General features: G+C 66.7%; 20 protein-coding genes. 11 read left to right on the top strand and 9 right to left on the bottom strand.

Annotated elements, in window-relative coordinates; translation table 11 throughout:
• Positions 1-18 precede the first annotated feature (18 nt).
• Genes tadA through BSY238_RS18600 form a run of 3 tightly spaced genes read left to right on the top strand, consistent with a single transcriptional unit; the run spans position 19 to position 1399 of the window.
• Complete coding sequence (tadA, locus tag BSY238_RS01680; RefSeq protein WP_069037628.1) at positions 19-495, top strand: tRNA adenosine(34) deaminase TadA; 477 nt, start codon at positions 19-21, stop codon at positions 493-495.
• Positions 495-974, top strand: a complete 480-nt coding sequence (locus BSY238_RS18605; RefSeq protein WP_069037627.1) for a L,D-transpeptidase — start codon at positions 495-497, stop codon at positions 972-974. The genes tadA and BSY238_RS18605 overlap by 1 nt, the downstream gene beginning before the upstream one ends.
• Positions 971-1399: a GNAT family N-acetyltransferase gene (locus tag BSY238_RS18600; protein WP_069037626.1), complete on the top strand. Its 429-nt coding sequence runs from the start codon at positions 971-973 to the stop codon at positions 1397-1399. Before BSY238_RS18605 ends, BSY238_RS18600 begins: the two co-directional genes overlap by 4 nt.
• Here the strand turns inward: BSY238_RS18600 and BSY238_RS01665 are convergent.
• The 5 genes from BSY238_RS01665 to ygfZ all read right to left on the bottom strand — a co-directional run bounded on the left by BSY238_RS01665 (position 1369) and on the right by ygfZ (position 5725).
• Positions 1369-1773 carry a response regulator gene (locus BSY238_RS01665; protein WP_069037625.1) on the bottom strand — a complete coding sequence of 135 codons (405 nt, stop codon included), beginning with the start codon at positions 1771-1773 and terminating at the stop codon, positions 1369-1371. The two genes, BSY238_RS18600 and BSY238_RS01665, sit on opposite strands and share 31 nt — an antisense overlap.
• A complete protein-coding gene (locus BSY238_RS01660) occupies positions 1770-3494 on the bottom strand; it encodes a sensor histidine kinase (protein ID WP_069037624.1) in 1725 nt (574 codons plus the stop codon). Before BSY238_RS01660 ends, BSY238_RS01665 begins: the two co-directional genes overlap by 4 nt.
• A gap of 104 nt (positions 3495-3598) precedes the next feature.
• Positions 3599-4390 (bottom strand): NRDE family protein, encoded by a 792-nt coding sequence (locus tag BSY238_RS01655; RefSeq protein ID WP_069037623.1) that lies wholly within the window; start codon positions 4388-4390, stop codon positions 3599-3601.
• Positions 4391-4409: 19 nt separating this feature from the next.
• Positions 4410-4703, bottom strand: coding sequence for a DUF4936 family protein (locus tag BSY238_RS01650; RefSeq protein WP_069037622.1), 294 nt, complete (start codon positions 4701-4703; stop codon positions 4410-4412).
• A complete protein-coding gene (gene ygfZ / locus BSY238_RS01645) occupies positions 4703-5725 on the bottom strand; it encodes a CAF17-like 4Fe-4S cluster assembly/insertion protein YgfZ (protein WP_069037621.1) in 1023 nt (340 codons plus the stop codon). Before ygfZ ends, BSY238_RS01650 begins: the two co-directional genes overlap by 1 nt.
• Before the next feature lie 111 nt (positions 5726-5836).
• On the opposite strand from ygfZ, the gene mltG reads away from it, so the two are divergent.
• Genes mltG through queF form a run of 7 tightly spaced genes read left to right on the top strand, consistent with a single transcriptional unit; the run spans position 5837 to position 11317 of the window.
• On the top strand, positions 5837-6850 hold the full coding sequence (gene mltG / locus BSY238_RS01640; RefSeq protein ID WP_069037620.1) for an endolytic transglycosylase MltG: 1014 nt from the start codon (positions 5837-5839) through the stop codon (positions 6848-6850).
• A gap of 45 nt (positions 6851-6895) precedes the next feature.
• Positions 6896-7513 (top strand): dTMP kinase, encoded by a 618-nt coding sequence (tmk, locus tag BSY238_RS01635; protein WP_069040373.1) that lies wholly within the window; start codon positions 6896-6898, stop codon positions 7511-7513.
• Positions 7514-8566 carry a DNA polymerase III subunit delta' gene (gene holB, locus BSY238_RS01630; protein ID WP_069037619.1) on the top strand — a complete coding sequence of 351 codons (1053 nt, stop codon included), beginning with the start codon at positions 7514-7516 and terminating at the stop codon, positions 8564-8566.
• A gap of 48 nt (positions 8567-8614) precedes the next feature.
• A complete protein-coding gene (locus BSY238_RS01625; protein ID WP_069037618.1) occupies positions 8615-8980 on the top strand; it encodes a PilZ domain-containing protein in 366 nt (121 codons plus the stop codon).
• Between the two features lie 59 nt (positions 8981-9039).
• Complete coding sequence (locus BSY238_RS01620; protein WP_069037617.1) at positions 9040-9837, top strand: TatD family hydrolase; 798 nt, start codon at positions 9040-9042, stop codon at positions 9835-9837.
• A complete protein-coding gene (locus BSY238_RS01615) occupies positions 9834-10469 on the top strand; it encodes an ankyrin repeat domain-containing protein (protein WP_069037616.1) in 636 nt (211 codons plus the stop codon). The genes BSY238_RS01620 and BSY238_RS01615 overlap by 4 nt, the downstream gene beginning before the upstream one ends.
• Complete coding sequence (gene queF, locus BSY238_RS01610; protein ID WP_223300226.1) at positions 10466-11317, top strand: NADPH-dependent 7-cyano-7-deazaguanine reductase QueF; 852 nt, start codon at positions 10466-10468, stop codon at positions 11315-11317. Before BSY238_RS01615 ends, queF begins: the two co-directional genes overlap by 4 nt.
• On the opposite strand, the gene BSY238_RS01605 is transcribed toward queF, so the two are convergent.
• Entirely contained in the window at positions 11298-12023 is a 726-nt protein-coding gene (locus tag BSY238_RS01605) for a uracil-DNA glycosylase (RefSeq protein ID WP_069037614.1), read from the bottom strand. The two genes, queF and BSY238_RS01605, sit on opposite strands and share 20 nt — an antisense overlap.
• Before the next feature lie 84 nt (positions 12024-12107).
• Between BSY238_RS01605 and BSY238_RS01600 the strand changes: the two genes are divergently transcribed.
• Complete coding sequence (locus BSY238_RS01600; RefSeq protein WP_069037613.1) at positions 12108-14588, top strand: ABC transporter permease; 2481 nt, start codon at positions 12108-12110, stop codon at positions 14586-14588.
• A 6-nt stretch (positions 14589-14594) separates the two neighbouring features.
• Here BSY238_RS01600 and BSY238_RS01595 read toward each other — a convergent pair whose 3' ends face one another.
• The 3 genes from BSY238_RS01595 to BSY238_RS01585 are packed head-to-tail and all read right to left on the bottom strand — an operon-like array spanning position 14595 to position 16036.
• Positions 14595-14981, bottom strand: a complete 387-nt coding sequence (locus BSY238_RS01595; RefSeq protein ID WP_069037612.1) for a hypothetical protein — start codon at positions 14979-14981, stop codon at positions 14595-14597.
• 1 nt (position 14982) lies between these two features.
• The gene (locus BSY238_RS01590; RefSeq protein WP_069037611.1) at positions 14983-15315 is read right to left on the bottom strand and encodes a heavy-metal-associated domain-containing protein; all 333 of its coding nucleotides are present in this window, start codon (positions 15313-15315) and stop codon (positions 14983-14985) included.
• Positions 15316-15331: 16 nt separating this feature from the next.
• Positions 15332-16036, bottom strand: a complete 705-nt coding sequence (locus BSY238_RS01585; RefSeq protein ID WP_069037610.1) for a hypothetical protein — start codon at positions 16034-16036, stop codon at positions 15332-15334.
• Positions 16037-16199 lie beyond the last annotated feature (163 nt).

The raw sequence follows: 16199 nt of genomic DNA, 5'->3' as shown, positions 1-16199 counted from the left end.
CCCGGGCGGGCGGCACCCATGAGCGGCACCGAAACCGATCTCGCGTTCATGAACGAAGCACTTGCGCTCGCGCGCGAGGCCGGTGCGCTGGGCGAGGTGCCGGTCGGTGCCGTCGTCGTGTGCGACGGCGAAATCGTCGGCCGCGGCTACAACCGGCCCATCATGGCGCACGACCCGACGGCGCACGCCGAGGTGATGGCGCTGCGGGCCGCCGGCCAGGCCCTCGGCAATTACCGCATGCCGGGCTGCACGCTCTACGTGACGCTCGAACCCTGTGCCATGTGCAGCGGCGCGATCCAGCATGCGCGCATCGCGCGCGTGGTGTTCGGGGCGCGCGATCTCAAGACCGGTGCCTGCGGCAGCGTGACCGACCTGTTTGCAGAAGCGCGTCTGAATCACCACGCGACGGTTGAATCCGGTCTGCTCGAAGCGGAATGCGGCCGTCTGCTGAGCGATTTCTTCGCCGCCCGCCGGCGTCGCACCGATACCGCCTGATGCGCCTGGCGCTCGACATTCCCACCCAGTGGATGCAACTGTACGACGATCGTGACGTGCTGATCCGTCGTTACCGCGTATCCACGGCGCGCAACGGCAGTGGAGAGCAGCGCGGCAGCTACTGCACACCGCGCGGACGCCACATCATCCGCGCGCGCATCGGTGCGGGCTCGCCGTCGAATACCGTTTTCGTGCGGCGTCGCCCGACCGGCGAATGCTGGTCACCCGAACTCGCGGCCAGTCACCCCGACCGCGACTGGATACTGACCCGCATCCTGTGGCTGTCGGGTTGCGAGCCGGGCTTCAACCGTCTGGGCGAGGTCGATACGATGCGCCGCTTCATCTATCTGCACGGCAGTCCGGACACGGCAGAAATGGGGGTGCCCGGGTCGATCGGCTGCGTGCGCATGCGCAATCGCGACATCATCGAACTGTTCGATCTGGTGCCGGCCGGCACACCGGTGGATATCCGCGATTGAGCGCACTCACGGTCGTCGTCGGGGATTGGGCGCTGCTCGAGCCGGCGCTCAGGGCTGTGCGCGAGGCGGTGTTCATCGTCGAACAGGGCATTCCGGCCGAGCTGGAGTGGGACACCGACGACGCGACCAGCCGGCATGCGCTGGCTTGCGTCGATGGCGCACCGGTGGCCTGCGGACGCCTGCTGCCGGACGGCCACATCGGACGCATGGCGGTACGGGCGCCCTGGCGCGGGCAAGGCATCGGCCGGGCGATTCTGGATGCGCTGATCGATTCGGCGCGACAGGGCGGTCTGCCCTTGCTGCAGTTGCACGCCCAGATGCACGCCACCGGGTTTTACGAAAGGGCCCGATTCACCGCCGAGGGGCCGCCGTTCGACGAAGTCGGCATCGTGCATCAGCGGATGGTGCGCGCCCTGACCAGTTGAGGCAGCGTTTCGTCTTCCAGCGGCTTCACGATGAAATCGGCCACCCGCGGGTAACCCAATGCGCGTTCTCGTTCGTGGTCCAGCGGTGATGAGCTGAGCATGCAGATGCGTGCGTCGCCCTTGTGCTCGTCGGGCAGCAGATGAAAGTGGTCGAGAAACTCGAAACCGTCCATGCGCGGCATGTTGATGTCGAGCAGCACGAGATCGACGTCGTGGAACGGGTTGTCGGCAAACCACGCGAGCGCCTTCTCCGCCCACTCGAATACCTTCACGCGCAACGCCAGCCCGGAGCGTTCCAGCAGCAGACCGTGAAAGAAATTGTCGGCCTCGCTGTCGTCGATCAGCATGATGGTGCGCAGCAATGGCTCGGTCATGCGGCGGCCATCCGTGGCGGCTCGGTCGGCAGGCAGGCCGACAGCGGCAACGCGAGCACAAAGCAGCTGCCGAGGCCTTCTTCCGACTCCACATAAAGCCGCGCACCGTGCATGTCGGCAATGCGTCGGCACAACGCAAGGCCAAGACCGGTGCCTTCGTATTCCGAGCGCGCGTGCAGACGCTGGAACACGCCGAAAATCTTCTCGTGAAAGCCCTCTGCGATGCCGATGCCGTTGTCGATCACCTGGATGCGCAGCTCATGTTCATCCGATTCGGAACAGACGCGTATGGCCGGCGCCTCGCCCGGCCGCTTGAACTTCAGCGCGTTGCTGACCAGATTCTGCAGCAGCAGGCCGAGCAGGGTACGGTCGCCGCGCACCGCCGGCAGCGGTGCCACATGCAGCGTGGCACCGGCCTTTTCGATCGCATCGGACAGTACCTGCCGGGTGTCTTCAATGCTCTCGTTCAGGTCCACGCGGTCAAGCCGTGCTTCGCTGTTGTCGATGCGCACGAAGGAAAGCAGGTCATTGACCAGCGTGCGCAGGCGCTCTCCGCCGCGCAGGATGAAATCGATGTAGCGGTCGATGCGTTCGCTGTCCGCCTCATGCCGGTCGCGCGCAAGCAGCTTGGCGAAGTTGAGGATGGAGTTGATCGGCTCGCGCAGGTCGTGTGAAGCGACATGCACGAACTGCTGCAGCCCCATGTTGCTGCGTTCGAGTTCGTCCAGCGTACGGCGCAGGTGCTCTTCCGCTTCGAGCCGGGCCGTGATGTCTTCACCCATGCCGAGCAGTCCGGTGATGACGCCCCGTTCATCAACGAGGCGCGTCGTGTGCCATGCCACCGTGCGGAACTGTCCGTCCGACGTCATCACCCGGCCGTGGAAACGGCGCGAGCTGTCGCTTCCGGCGTCGATCAGACCAATGAAGAATGCCCGGGCTTCAGCACGTTCCTGCGCCGGGAAGCACAGCTCGAACCAGTCTTCGCCGCGCAGCGATCCGCTTGGCCGGCACAGCACCTCGCCGGTGCGGCGGTTGGCGCGCTCGATCCGGCCCGCCACATCGGTGACCACCATCATGTTGCCGGCGACGTCGAAATACAGTTCCGCCCGATCGCGTGCCTGCTGCAGTTCGCGCGTGCGCAGCGCAACCAGTGTCTGCATTTCCTCGTTGAAGCGCTGCAATTGCTGCTCGAACAGCGATTGGCGTGCGGTGGCTTCCTGCAGTGCGATCACCTTGTCGCGCAACTGGATCTGCGCGACGACCTGGCGCGCCAGCACGTTGAGCGCATCGCGCTGTGCAGCATCGAGTGTGCGCGGTACCACGTCCAGCACGCACAGGGTGCCGATCCGTTGTCCGGCGCCGATGTCGAGCGGAGCGCCGGCATAGAAGCGCAAGCCCAGTGCTCCGGTCACCAGAGGATTGTCGTGGAAGCGCTCGTCGTCGTGGGCGTCTCCGACCACGAATACGTCGGAACCCAGGATGGCATGGGCGCAGAAGGCCATGTCGCGTGGTGTCTCGGAGGCGGTGACACCGACGCGCGACTTGAACCATTGCCGGTCCTTGTCGACCAGGCTGATGATGGCCATCGGTGTGCCGCAGATCTGCGACGCCAGACGCGTCAGGTCATCAAACGACGGTTCGGCAGGCGTGTCGAGCAGCGCTGTAGCGTTCAGCGCGGCCAGTCGCTCCGCTTCTCCGGGGGGCAGGGGTGCGGCAATCATTGGGAAAGGGCTGGGAGCGGGGACACGGTCACGACAATGTGCATTTTCGACATTGTGAAGACAAAACTTGATTGCACACGCACGAAATAAGGTGTCACTGGCCTTCAACGGTGCAGATTGAAGCGCGATGCACCCTGATACCGGCCGCTGCAGCCATAGCGGCGCTCTTCGACACAGAGGCGTCGATCGGTCAGTTGCAGCAGGGTGCCCGACCGTGTGCCGTACTCGTCGCCGCTGATGAAAACCGGCGACAGCCGGCGTTCCCACTCGATGCCGACGCCGGTGTCGGGCAGGTCGGCATCGTCGGCCGGTGTGTCGTCGGCGAGCAGTGCGAACGCCTTGTCAGTGAGCGAATCGAATGCCGGCGCCTCATCGGCCTCCGGCGTGCCCAGCATCCGTGACAGGCCGTTGCGCGCCCGCACCAGCTTGGGCCAGGGCGTGCCCGGAAGGTGGTTGGACACGGCGTGCACGCCCGGTTCGAGCGTTCGCACGTCGATCTCGCCATCGCCCGGATGACCGATCCACACCAGCGAGGCGCCGTCGCACAGCAGCAGATTGAAGCCGTTGTAGTCGCCGCCGTTGCGACGCAGCGTGTTTGCGTAGTCGGGCGCGCCGGCCCGGCCGGTCAGGAAACCGGACACCAGCAGGCCGCGCGAGCGCGCATCGGCACGTTGCGCGGATGGATCGCGGAAGTTGGTCAGCGCGGCAAAGCGGCCACTGCGGGTGACACCCATCCAGGTGCCGCCGGATTGCAGGTCGCGCCCGGCCAGCACGTCCGGCGCATCCGGCCAGAAGGCCAGAGGCGCCGTCGGCCGGCGATGAAATTCGTCGCGATTGGCGATGACCAGCAGCGGCATGTCGGGCCGCACCCGCCAGCCCAGCGCGATCAGGCACATGTCGGGGCTGTCCGGCCGCTCATCCGGGGGCGCGGAAACGTTCCATGTGGCGCCGGCTGCCTTCGGCCAGCAGTTCGTACAGCCCATGGCGGAAGGCATGACTGCCCAGTTCGATCTCGAATTCGTACTGGTCGCTGACGCCTTCGTAGCTTTCCATCCAGGTCGACGGGTCGTCGAGCCGACGCCGCACCCGGCCGGCGATGCCGGTCGCCGCGTGCAGCGAGGCCTGCATGGTGGCCAGCGCCGCCAGCAGTTCGGCCTCGCGCCCGGCTTCAATGCGGTAATAGACGAAGTAGTCGATGCGCACGGTCATCACTCGCCCAGCGAGTAGGGCATCGACAGCAAAGTGAGCGCGGCGCCATCCGGGCTGGCCAGCTTCACCGCGCCGGCGGTTGTGCTCGACATCTGGATCACGGCCAGCAGTTCGCAGCCGCCATCCGGATGGGCGACCGCATCGACCACTGTGCCGCAGGCCTGATCGTTCGTGTCGGCGCCATATACCGGCGTGCCGGCCGGCGGGGGCGGACAGTCGGCCTGCGCACGGTACATGCGCCGCTTGAGCTTGCCCAGATACTGGGTGCGGGCGACGATTTCCTGCCCCGGGTAACAGCCCTTCTTGAAATTGACGCCGCCCGTCAGTTCGAAATTGACCATCTGCGGCACGAAGGACTCCTGCGTTTCAGGCCACACGCTGACCAGACCGTCGCGAATGTCGAAGCGCCGCCAGACCGGGGTGCCGGCGGGCGTTGCGTGGGCCGACAGCGCGCCCCACAGCGTCGCCAGGCGTTCCGCCGGCAGCACGATTTCGAATCTGTCCTCGGCCAGCTTCAGCACCGTCACGTCGTCGGTGCCGGCTGTGGTCATGACATCCGCAGGCACCGTCAGCCCGGCTGCACCCAGGGCGGCGACGGCGTTGCCGCCGGCCAGTCCGAGCGCAGGGCGCGCTGCGCTGCTGTCAGAAAGCGTCACTTTCGAGCGCAATACATACATCGACAGCTTCTTGCGCATCGGTTCGGCCAGCGCAGTCGGCAACTGCACGACAACGGCGCTGCCCTCGCGCCAGATCGTGAAGGCGGCCAGCAGACGACCCTTGGCACTGCAGAAGCCGGCGAGCCGCGCGGCGTTCGCCGGCAGGCCCTTGACGTCCTGCGTCAGCAGGTTGTGCAGGAAAGCCGAGGCGTCCTCGCCGTCGGCGTGCAGGCGCGACAGGTGGCTCAGTGGAACGAGCACGGTCGCGTCATGCGCCGCACGCATTTCGGCGGTGGCATCCTGCATGGCCGGAAACTGGCCATCGTTGGCCACGGTGCCGGCCGGAAGAAGATCGGTGAAGGTCATGGTAGGCAGAAACGGAAGTCAGGCGGTTGATGCAGACGGTCGGCGACCACGTGGGAGAGGTTAACATATGCGACCCGGCGTGCTGCGCCGCCCGCCATCCGCTTCTTCCGCATGATCCGTGTTCTCGTCCGTCTCGCCCTGCTCGCGCTGGTCGCCGCGCTCGCTGCCGTCGCCGCGCTGGTCGGGTATGCCCAGCGTCCGCTGGTCTGGGACGGCGAAGCCGTCGAGTTCACGCTGCGCCCCGGAACGGCCCTGCGTCAGGCGACGCATCAGATCGCCGCGGCCGGTGTGCCGGTCGAGCCGTTGCTGTTGGGGCTGATCGGGCGGGTGGCCGTGGATGGTACGAAGCTGCAGGCCGGCAGCTATGCCTTCCGCAGCGGCCTGACGCCGGTCGAGCTGCTCGAAATGATGACGCGCGGCGACGTGACGCTGCGCGAGGTGCGGCTGATCGAAGGCTGGACCTGGCGCCAGGCCCGCGCGGCGCTGGCGGCGCATCCGGATCTTTTGCTGGAAGCCGCTGCGCTGGATGACGCGCAACTGCTCGCGCGCATCGGCAGCGACGCGCCCTTCGCCGAAGGCTGGTTTTTCCCCGACACCTATCTGTTCGCCAAGGGCGACAGTGATGTTGCCGTGCTCAGACGCGCACATCATGCGATGAAGGCCCAGCTTGCCCAGGCGTGGCAGAACCGTCCGGCCGATCTGCCTTATCGCTCGCCGCAGGACGCGCTGATCATGGCATCCATCATCGAAAAGGAAACCGGCACCGCCGCTGACCGGCCGATGATCGCGTCGGTGTTCGTCAATCGCCTGCGCGTCGGCATGCCGCTGCAGACCGATCCGACCGTGATCTATGGTCTGGGCGAGCGCTTCGACGGCAATCTCACGCGTGCCCATCTGCGTGCCGACACGCCGTACAACACCTATACCCGGGTCGGCTTGCCGCCCACGCCGATCGCGCTGCCCGGCCGGGCAGCGATAGACGCCGCACTCAATCCGGCGCCCAGCCCCTACTATTACTTCGTCGCTCGCGGCGATGGCAGCAGCGAGTTCTCGCGCACACTGGCGGAGCACAACCGCGCCGTCGACCGTTATCAGCGCCGTCCGGCGAGAAATGAACGCAAGTAGGGGATGAACGCAAACACGATGAACGCAGGCAGGATCGCCACACAGATGCAGACATACCGTTTCATCACGTTCGAAGGCATGGATGGTGCCGGCAAGAGCACCCAGATCGCCCATGCGGCAGACTGGCTGCGCGCACGCGGCGACACCGTGCTGCTGACCCGCGAGCCCGGCGGCACGCCGCTGGGCGAGTCACTGCGCGCACTGCTGCTGCACGAAGCCATGCATGCGGATACCGAGGCGCTGCTGATGTTCGCCGCGCGCCGCGAGCATCTGGCACAGGTGATCGAACCCGCGCTGGCGCGCGGCGAGTGGGTATTGTGTGACCGCTTTACCGACGCCAGCTTCGCCTATCAGGGTGGCGGTCGCGGCATCGATACAGCCAGGCTCGGCGTGCTGGAACAGTGGGTCCAGCGCGGCCTGCAACCGGGACTGACGCTGCTGTTCGATCTGCCGTGCGAAGTTGCGGCGCAACGACTGGCCGCAAATGGCGGAGACCCGGATCGCTTCGAGCGCGAGCAGGCCGACTTCTTCAACCGCGTACGGGCGGCCTATCTCGGGCGGGCCGCCGCCGATTCCGCGCGGATGCGGGTCATCGATGCGTCGATGCAGCCGCATATTGTCTCGATTCAGCTCGAAGAAATTCTCTCAAGCTACTGTAATTGAATGATTCATGATTGGTTGAAGCCACAGTGGAACCAGGTGCTCGCCGGCACGGACCGCATGCCGCACGCGTTGCTGCTGGCCGGTCCGTCCGGTGTCGGCAAGCGCGAATTCGCGGAGGCGCTGGCGGCGCGCATGCTGTGCGAACGCGCCCGCGGCACGCAAACCGCCTGCGGAGCGTGTGCGTCCTGTGTGCTGATCACGAGCGGCAATCACCCCGACCTGCTGACGGTGCGCCCGGAGGCGCTCGACGAGGAAGCGGGCGAGGCTGACGACACAGAGGACGGCGAAGGCGGCAAGGCGAAGTCGAAACTGATCCGCATCGCTCAGGTTCGAGCCGTCATCGAACGACTTGGCGTGGGATCGCACCAGGGTGGCTACCGCGTGGTCGTGCTGTATCCGGCTGAAGCCATGCTGTCCGAGTCCGCCAATTCACTTCTTAAAGTACTTGAAGAGCCTCCTGTAAATACATTGTTTTTATTGATTTCAGACCACCCAAGAAATCTGTTGCCGACGATACGCAGCCGCACCCGGCTGTTGCCCTTTCACCTGCCGCCGATCGAACAGTCGATGGCCTGGCTCAAGGCTCAGGGCATCGCGCAGGCGGCCGATGCGCTGGCGCTGTGCGCCGGGGCGCCGCTGCATGCACGTGATCTCGCCGCATCAAAAGAGGCTCAGATTCAGAGCCAGTTTGTCGATGATGTATCGAGGCACGCAATCGATGCACCGCTGGAAGTGGCGGCGCGCTGGGCCGGCTGGCTGCAGGGCCGCAAGAAGGGTGAGCCCGGGCTGACCGACCTGCCGACGCTGGTGACCTGGCTGCAGCGCTGGATGGCCGATCTGGTCATGCAATCGACGGCCGGCGCACCGCGCGTGTTCGTGGCGCGTCAGGCGGCGTTGCAGGCGCTTGCACAACGCAGCGATGTCGCGACCGTGCTGCGTGGGTACAATGAATTGCTGAAGGTCCGGGCGCTCGCGCATCACCCGCTGAATGCCCGGCTCTTCGTGGAAGACATGCTGCTGCGTTACGCCAGACTGTTCCGGGCGGCACGCTGAGCGAAACTTGATGTACTTGATGTCAGCAGAGACCCCAGGACAACAGGAATGAGCGAACCGCAGGTCACGTCGGGTAACCGGCGCAGCGTACTGTCACTCGCCGTCAGTTCGAAATCGGTGCTGTACGCCGCCTACATGCCCTTCCTGAAGGGCGGCGGGATATTCCTGCCGACCAACCGCGTCTACAAGATCGGTGACGAGGTATTCCTGCTGCTCCAGTTGATGGACGATCCGGCCAAGCTGCCGATCCAGGGCACCGTCGCGTGGGTGACACCGCCGGACGCGCAGGGCGGCAAGCAGCAGGGCATCGGCCTGCGCTTCGGCGAAGACGACAGCAGCAAGGCGGCGCGCGCCAAGATCGAGTCCGTCATCGGCAGCCATCTGGCGTCCACGCGGCAGACGCACACGCTTTGACCGGGCCGCCCGGGCGTGATCCGGGCGACCCCAACGAATACGTTTTTTCCGGTTCTTCAATGTTCATCGATTCCCATTGCCACATCGACTTTCCCGACCTGGCCGTCCGCGAGGACGAACTGATCGCCAACATGCGTGCGCAGCAGGTCAGCCACGCCCTGTGCGTGTCGGTCAATATCGAACAGTGGCCGCGCGTCACCGCGATGGCGGGCCGGCACGACAATGTGTTCGCTTCGCTGGGCGTGCATCCGGACTATGAAGACGTGACCGAACCGGATGTCGCGCAGCTGGTGAAGCTGTCCGACCACCCGCGCGTGGTGGCGATCGGCGAAACCGGGCTGGATTACTTCCGCCTGACCGGCGACCTGGCATGGCAGCGCGCCCGCTTCCGCACCCACATCCGGGCCGCGCGCGAGTGCGGCAAGCCGCTGATCATCCACACCCGATCGGCGGCAGAAGACACGCTGGCCATCATGCGCGAGGAGAAGGCGCACGAAGTCGGCGGCGTCATGCACTGCTTCACCGAATCACTTGAGGTGGCCGAAGCCGCGATCGACATGGGTTTCTGCATTTCCTTTTCCGGCATCGTCACATTCAAGAACGCGCAGTCGCTGCGCGATGTGGCCAGGGCCATTCCGGCGCGCGCCATGCTGATCGAAACCGATTCGCCCTACCTTGCGCCGGTGCCTTACCGCGGCAAGATGAACGAGCCGTCCTTCGTGCCGCATGTGGCGGCCGAGCTGGCGCGCGTGCGCGACATGTCGCTCGATGACGTCGCCCGCGTGACCAGCGACAACTTTTTCCGTGTGTTCAGCGACGCAGCCCGGCAGGCCGGACGTATCGGAGTCGCGGCATGAAGACCCTGCGCATCCTGGTGCTGAGTACCTGTCTCGCGGCGACCAGCGGCGTGCTGGGTGCGGCCTACGACGACCTGATCAATGCCGCCAATATTGGCGACGCACGCACCGTGGCCGCCTTCGTCGATCGCGGGCTGGACGTGAATTCGGTCGATCCGCGCGGCGAAACGCTGCTGATCATTGCGTCCCGCGCCGGTCACCTCGATCTGGTCAAGGCCCTGCTCGAGCGCCGAGCGAAGCTCGAAGCGGTCAATGCGGTCGGCGAAACCGCACTTGCGGTGGCGGCGTACAGCGGTCATGCCGAAGTGGTCGACCTGCTGCTGGCGAAGGGCGCCGACCCGGTCAATACGCAGGGCTGGTCGGCCCTGCATTACGCCGCGATGCAGGGCCACAGCGCGCCGCTGAAGGCACTGATCGCGCGTGGCGCACCGGTCGATGCGCTGGCGCCGAATGGCGCGACTGCATTGATGCTGGCGGCCCGCAGCAACAACATCGACACCGTGCGCGTCCTGCTGGCGGCGCGTGCCGATGCCCGGGTGCGCGGGCGCGACGGCGAAACGGCGGTCGACTGGGCGCTGAAGGTCGGCAATACCGACGCTGCGGCGCTGATCCGCAAGTCGATGGGGCAATGATGGACGACGAACGCCAGTTGCCGTCGCACTCGCCGCTCGGGCGCAGCTCCGACTATCCGGACCGCTACGACGCCGGGCTGCTGTTCCCGATGCAGCGCACCGCATCGCGACAGTCGCTCGGTCTGGTGCACGGTCAGCCGCTGCCGTTTTCCGGCATCGACCGCTGGCACGCCTGGGAAATTTCCTGGCTCGACCCGCACGGCAAACCGCAAGTGGCGATCGGCCGCTTCGACATTCCTGCAGACAGCGTGTGCATGGTCGAATCGAAATCGCTGAAGCTCTACCTGAACAGCTACAACAATGAGCGCATGGTGTCGCGCGAAGCGGTGCGCGCACTGATCGAAACCGATCTGTCGGCAGCCTGTCAGTCGGGTGTGATGGTCGAACTGTATGCGCTCGACGCACTGCCGACGCAGGCTTGGACTCAACTGGATGCGCTGCCGGGCGACTCGATCGATGCGCCCGAGCTGCATTTCGACTGCTACCAGCCGGATGCTTCATTGCTGTCGGCAGGCGGCGATCCGGTCGAGGAATGCCTGCGTTCCGACCTGCTGAAAACCAACTGTCCGGTCACGCTGCAGCCGGACTGGGCGACATTGATGGTGCGCTACCGCGGTCCGCGCATCGATCGCGAAGGTCTGCTGCGCTACGTCGTGTCCTTTCGCAACCACGCCGATTTTCACGAGCACTGCGTCGAGCGCATCTATATGGATCTGCTGCAGCGCTGCCGGCCGGAGCGCCTGACGGTCAACGCCCTCTATACGCGGCGTGGCGGGCTGGACATCAATCCCTGGCGCAGCAATTTCGAACAGCCGGACGCGCGCTTCGTCAAACTTGCCCGTCAGTGAGCTGATCGCGCAGCGCGCTGACCGCCGCGCGGAATTCGGGCGCACCGCCGTAACTGGGGTGGCGCGCCGGCAGCGCTTCGATGCCCATGTCGGCCAGGCTGGCCTGGCAGATGCGGCCGATCGCCATGCGCGGCACGCCCGGGAAAAGCGCGAGGAACTGTTCCAGCAGCGGCCGCAGCGCGCGCCGCTCGGTCATGCTGGGCGCGCGATTGGTCAGCGGCTGGCCCGGCAGGTGGGGGTGATAGGCGACCGCATTCCACAGCACGAAGTCGCGTGCCGGCCAGTTCTGGTCGCGCATCGCGCCCCACACGATGCTGGCGGTGCGTTCCAGCATGCCTTCGCGGTTCTTCAGCTGGGGCAGCTCGCGGCTGGTGCGCCGGAAACCGCCGTCGAAATAGTCATCAAAGCAATCGTCGCCATGTCCGGCGGCACCGCGCGCCAGCACGTCGCGTTCGCTGGTCATCGCCATGCCGGAGAATTTGGCGCCGCTGTAGCTGGGTGCCTCGGCGATCAGCAGCACACGGGCGCGGCCCAGCCGGGCGGCGAGATAGCGATGCAGATGGTCGGCGCGGATCTGCGGTGCTTCCGGCGACAGGTCGTGCGTCGGGTCGTGATCGCCCCACGGGTTGAACATCGTGCCCGGGTCGGGAATCAGCGCGCCGGCGACGACTGCGGTCACGAAATTGTCGAGATCGTTTGCGGACATCGAAGGTCTCACTGGCCGGACACGAAAGGCGCGCATTGTGCATGACAAGCACCCACGCAGAAAATCGAAAGCAGAAAGCACCCGATGAAAGCTGACCTGATGTTTGCCGCGCGCATGGCGCTGCGCGATTTCCGCGCCGGCGAGCTGCGCATCCTGCTGGTGGCGCTGCTGCTGGCGGTGGCTGCACTGACTTCGGTGTCCTTCTTCACGGATCGCGTGTCGCGCTCGGTGGTCAGCGAGGCCAACCAGCTGCTCGGCGGTGATCTGCTGGTCGCCTCGCGCGACCCGGTGCCGGACGCCTATGCCGACGAGGCGCGCTCGCGCGGTCTGCGCGCCGTCAGCACCTGGAGCTTCACCAGCATGGCGTCGAGCGCCGAAGGTGCTCAGCTGGTCGGCGTGAAGGTGGTGTCCGACGGCTATCCGCTGCGCGGCAAGCTGCGCACGGCGCCGGCGTTGAACGCGCCGGATGCGGAAACCCGTTCGCTGCCCGCTCCGGGCACCGTATGGCTGGACGAACGCGCGACCAGTGCGCTGGGCGTGCGCACCGGCGACACCATCACGCTGGGTCAGCTCACGCTGCAGGTGGCGGCCGTGCTCACCTTCGAGTCCGACCGCGGCGCCAGCTTCTTTTCCATCGTGCCGCGCCTCATGCTCAACGCGGCCGACCTGCCGGCGAGCGGGCTGATCCAGCCGGGCAGCCGCATCAGTTTCCGGCTGCATCTGGCGGGCGAAGATGCCGCCGTGCGCAGCTACGCGTCATGGCTCAAGCCGAAGCTGACGGCGGGCGAAAAGATCGAAACGGTCGATGAAGCCCAGCCCGAGGTGCGCGGGGCGCTCGACCGGGCGCAGAAATTCCTGCGTCTGGCCGCCATGCTGGCGGTGGTGTTCGCCGCGGTGGCGGTCGGTCTGTCGGCGCGCAGATACATGCAGCGGCATCTGGATGGCTGTGCGGTGATGCGCTGCCTGGGCGCCACGCAGGCGCGGCTGACGCGGCTGTTCCTGATCGAATTCGCGCTGGTCGGCATCGTGGCCTGCGCAGCCGGGTGCGCGGTCGGTTACCTGACCCAGTTCGGCGTCGAGGCCTTGCTGTCCGGGCTGTTCGCCGCGAGGCTGCCGCAGCCGGGCCCGTTGCCGCTTGTGTATGGCTTCGCGGTCGGCATGACCCTGATGCTGGGCTTCGTCTGGCCGCAGCTGCTGCGCCTGCGCCGGGTGTCGACGCTGCGCGTGCTGCGGCGCGAATGGGACGAAACCGACCGCATTTCGTGGGGTGCGTACGGCTTCGGTCTGGCCTGCCTGTCGGCGCTGATCGTGCTGATGGCGGGCGATGTGACCCTCGGTCTGGTGGTGGTCGGGGGCTTCGTCATCGCCTGCGGCGTGTATGCCGCCGTCGCCTGGCTCGCGCTGGCCGCCGTGGCGCGGCTGCGCGGCGGCACCGCCGGCGGCTGGCGCTACGGCCTGGCCAGCCTGACCCGGCGCCGCGCCGCGTCGGTCATGCAGATCGCCGCGCTCGGGCTGGGTCTGACGGCAGTCCTGCTGCTGGTGATCGTGCGCGGCGACCTGCTCGATGCGTGGCACAACCGGCTGCCGGCCGATGCGCCGAACCGCTTCATCCTGAACATCCAGACCGATCAGCTGGCCGCGGTGCGCGAGGAATTCGCCCGTGCCGGCCTGAAACCGCCGGAACTGCTGCCGATGGCACGCGCCCGACTGGCCGCCATCAACGGCAAGCCGGCGTCGCCCGACAATTACGACTCGATGCGTGCCCAGCGTCTGGTCGAGCGCGAATTCAACCTGTCCTGGTCGGATACCTTCCAGGTCGGCAACCGTATCGTCGATGGCGCCTGGCGGGCCGACCAGCCGGGGTTTTCGGTCGAAGCCGGGCTGGCGAAGGAACTGGGGCTGCGCGTCGGCGACCGACTGGCGTTCGAGATCGCCGGCGAGCGCGTCGAATCGACGATACACAGCCTGCGCGAACTGGCCTGGGACTCGATGAACGTCAATTTCTTCGTCGTCGCCTCGCCCGGCGTGCTCGAAGACTTTCCGGCCAGCTACATCACGTCCTTCCACCTGCCGGCGGCCTCGGCCAGCTTCACAAACGAGCTCGTGGCACGCTTTCCGAACCTGACCGCGATCGACGTCGACGCCGTGGTGCGCCAGTTCCGCGCGCTGATGGACCAGCTTTCGGCGGCGGTCAGCGTGGTGTTCGGCTTCGCGCTGCTGGCCGGCGTGGTCGTGCTGTTCGCGGCCATCGAGGCGACGCATGACGAGCGCCGCTTCGAACTGGCGGTGCTGCGCACGCTGGGGGCGCGCAACCGTCAGCTCCGGGCATCGCTGCTGACCGAATTCGCGCTGCTCGGCGCGCTGGCCGGCATGCTGGCCGCCGCAGGCGCGGTGGTGATGACAATGGTGCTGGCGCGCGAAGCCTTCCAGCTGCCCTACGTGCCGTCCATCATCCAGCCGCTGGGCGGCATGCTGTTCAGCACGCTGGCCGTGGTCGGCGCCGGCATGCTGGGCCTGCGCGCGGCGCTGCGCGCACCGGCGCTGGCCAGCCTGCGCGCCGCCTGAGGCCGGTCAAAGCCACAGCGGCGCCACGAAAGCGAACAACGCACCGATCGCGAACAGCGCAACCGATGCAGCGTACACGCCGGCCGACAGCCGGCGTGCCCGCTGACAGGTGCGTGCGGCCACCGGGTCGGCCGGGCAGGGCAGCGAGCGGGCGCGCCACTGAGCAACGCCCGCCAGCAGCAGCGCCAGTGCCGCCCCGCCGAATACCAGCGCCTTGTGTTCCGACAGCCAGATCAGCTGCGGTACATGACTGGTCAGCGTGACCAGGCTGGCACCGGCGCCCAGCGTCACCAGCAGTGCCGGCAGCGCGCAGCACACCAGGGTCGAGCTGCTGGTCAGCAGCGACAGCCAGCTCGCACCCAGTGTGGCGCGCAGACTTTCCGCCGGCCCCATGTCAGCGCGCCTTCAGGCCGGCGCGCAGGCTGTCCAGCGTGTCCGGCACGCGTTCGATGCTTTTCACCAGATAGCCGGCGTCGGTGATCTGCTTGCGCAGCAGCTCGTCGGCAAGGTCCTGCCCGTCCTTGAGACTCAGGGCGACGATCTTGTGCTCCAGACTGACCAGCACGTCGTCGGTCGCGGCGTTGGAGCGCAGCTTCTTCTCGATGGCCGAGCCGCAGAAGGCGCAGACCAGGCCATCGACCTGCATCTTGATGGTCTGGGCGGCCCAGGACTGGCCGACGGACAGGGCGCCCAGCGACACGATGGCGATGAAAGTACGTGTTTTCATTTGTATCTCCTTGAATTCAGAACAGAAGCATGACGTTCACGAAGCCGTCACCACGATGCTGGCTGTTGACGCTGACACCGACGTCCACCCACCAGCGGCGCTGGAACAGCCGCACCAGCGGCGTGATCTGGGTCGCGTCCGACAAGGTGCTGCGCCGTTCGGCCTGCAGGCCGAACCACAGCGCGATGTCTTCGTAGTCGGCGGCGTAGGGCGCCCACAGTGCCTGGGCGGTGGTGACGGCCTGGGTCTGGCTGCCGGCGTGGTACAGGTGGGTGGACAGCCGGGTGTAGATGCGCCGGGTTTCGTAGTCCATCCAGAAGCCGCCATGCACACCGCTGCGGCTGCCACTGTCGGTGCCACCCTCGTCGTAGGCGCTGCCGCGTGCGGACAGGGGGCCGCCATATATATATGCATTGGCGATGCCATCCCGGCCGTAGTGGCGATGCACCAGCCAGTTGGCCTGCAGCGTGGTGTAACGGCGTTCGATGCTTTCGTCGTCCGACAGGTAGCGCGACTGGCCGGCGGCCAGCGACAGGTCGGCGCGAAAACCGTGCGCCACTTCGGCCATCTGCGCGTCGGGCGAGGCGGTGAACATGAACATCGTGATGTCGCGCGGGATGAAGAATCCCGCATGGGCGTGGCCGGCGAGCGCGCTCAGCGCGACGGCGACCAGCGCGCGCAAGCGGAGGTCGCGCGCGGGCGAACCGGATGGGTCAGGCATGGTGGACTCCCGAACGTTGAACAACAGGCGCGACGCATTCGCGTCGCGATCGGCGTGTTCAACCGCGTCTGGGCGGACGTTCGGGCGGGAGCGGAGTATGGGAAGCGCGGTCAGGGGTCGCGGGGGTGCTGACCCGGTCGATGCCCGCCGGACAGCATGCGGA

Source organism: Methyloversatilis sp. RAC08, assembly GCF_001713355.1.
In the GTDB taxonomy this organism is placed as follows: domain Bacteria; phylum Pseudomonadota; class Gammaproteobacteria; order Burkholderiales; family Rhodocyclaceae; genus Methyloversatilis.
The sequence above is the reverse complement of the archived record's forward strand: the minus strand, read 5'-3'. Positions and strand labels throughout refer to the sequence as shown.

Excerpts from the sequence above, each read along its gene's own strand:
- tadA (WP_069037628.1), top strand. The coding sequence starts at position 19 with ATGAGCGGCACCGAAACCGATCTCGCGTTCATGAACGAAGCACTTGCG.
- BSY238_RS18605 (WP_069037627.1), top strand. The coding sequence starts at position 495 with ATGCGCCTGGCGCTCGACATTCCCACCCAGTGGATGCAACTGTACGAC.
- BSY238_RS01665 (WP_069037625.1), bottom strand. The coding sequence starts at position 1,773 with ATGACCGAGCCATTGCTGCGCACCATCATGCTGATCGACGACAGCGAG.
- BSY238_RS01660 (WP_069037624.1), bottom strand. The coding sequence starts at position 3,494 with ATGATTGCCGCACCCCTGCCCCCCGGAGAAGCGGAGCGACTGGCCGCG.
- BSY238_RS01655 (WP_069037623.1), bottom strand. The coding sequence starts at position 4,390 with ATGTGCCTGATCGCGCTGGGCTGGCGGGTGCGGCCCGACATGCCGCTG.
- BSY238_RS01650 (WP_069037622.1), bottom strand. The coding sequence starts at position 4,703 with ATGACCGTGCGCATCGACTACTTCGTCTATTACCGCATTGAAGCCGGG.
- ygfZ (WP_069037621.1), bottom strand. The coding sequence starts at position 5,725 with ATGACCTTCACCGATCTTCTTCCGGCCGGCACCGTGGCCAACGATGGC.
- mltG (WP_069037620.1), top strand. The coding sequence starts at position 5,837 with ATGATCCGTGTTCTCGTCCGTCTCGCCCTGCTCGCGCTGGTCGCCGCG.
- tmk (WP_069040373.1), top strand. The coding sequence starts at position 6,896 with ATGCAGACATACCGTTTCATCACGTTCGAAGGCATGGATGGTGCCGGC.
- holB (WP_069037619.1), top strand. The coding sequence starts at position 7,514 with ATGATTCATGATTGGTTGAAGCCACAGTGGAACCAGGTGCTCGCCGGC.
- BSY238_RS01625 (WP_069037618.1), top strand. The coding sequence starts at position 8,615 with ATGAGCGAACCGCAGGTCACGTCGGGTAACCGGCGCAGCGTACTGTCA.
- BSY238_RS01620 (WP_069037617.1), top strand. The coding sequence starts at position 9,040 with ATGTTCATCGATTCCCATTGCCACATCGACTTTCCCGACCTGGCCGTC.
- BSY238_RS01615 (WP_069037616.1), top strand. The coding sequence starts at position 9,834 with ATGAAGACCCTGCGCATCCTGGTGCTGAGTACCTGTCTCGCGGCGACC.
- queF (WP_223300226.1), top strand. The coding sequence starts at position 10,466 with ATGATGGACGACGAACGCCAGTTGCCGTCGCACTCGCCGCTCGGGCGC.
- BSY238_RS01605 (WP_069037614.1), bottom strand. The coding sequence starts at position 12,023 with ATGTCCGCAAACGATCTCGACAATTTCGTGACCGCAGTCGTCGCCGGC.
- BSY238_RS01600 (WP_069037613.1), top strand. The coding sequence starts at position 12,108 with ATGAAAGCTGACCTGATGTTTGCCGCGCGCATGGCGCTGCGCGATTTC.
- BSY238_RS01595 (WP_069037612.1), bottom strand. The coding sequence starts at position 14,981 with ATGGGGCCGGCGGAAAGTCTGCGCGCCACACTGGGTGCGAGCTGGCTG.
- BSY238_RS01590 (WP_069037611.1), bottom strand. The coding sequence starts at position 15,315 with ATGAAAACACGTACTTTCATCGCCATCGTGTCGCTGGGCGCCCTGTCC.
- BSY238_RS01585 (WP_069037610.1), bottom strand. The coding sequence starts at position 16,036 with ATGCCTGACCCATCCGGTTCGCCCGCGCGCGACCTCCGCTTGCGCGCG.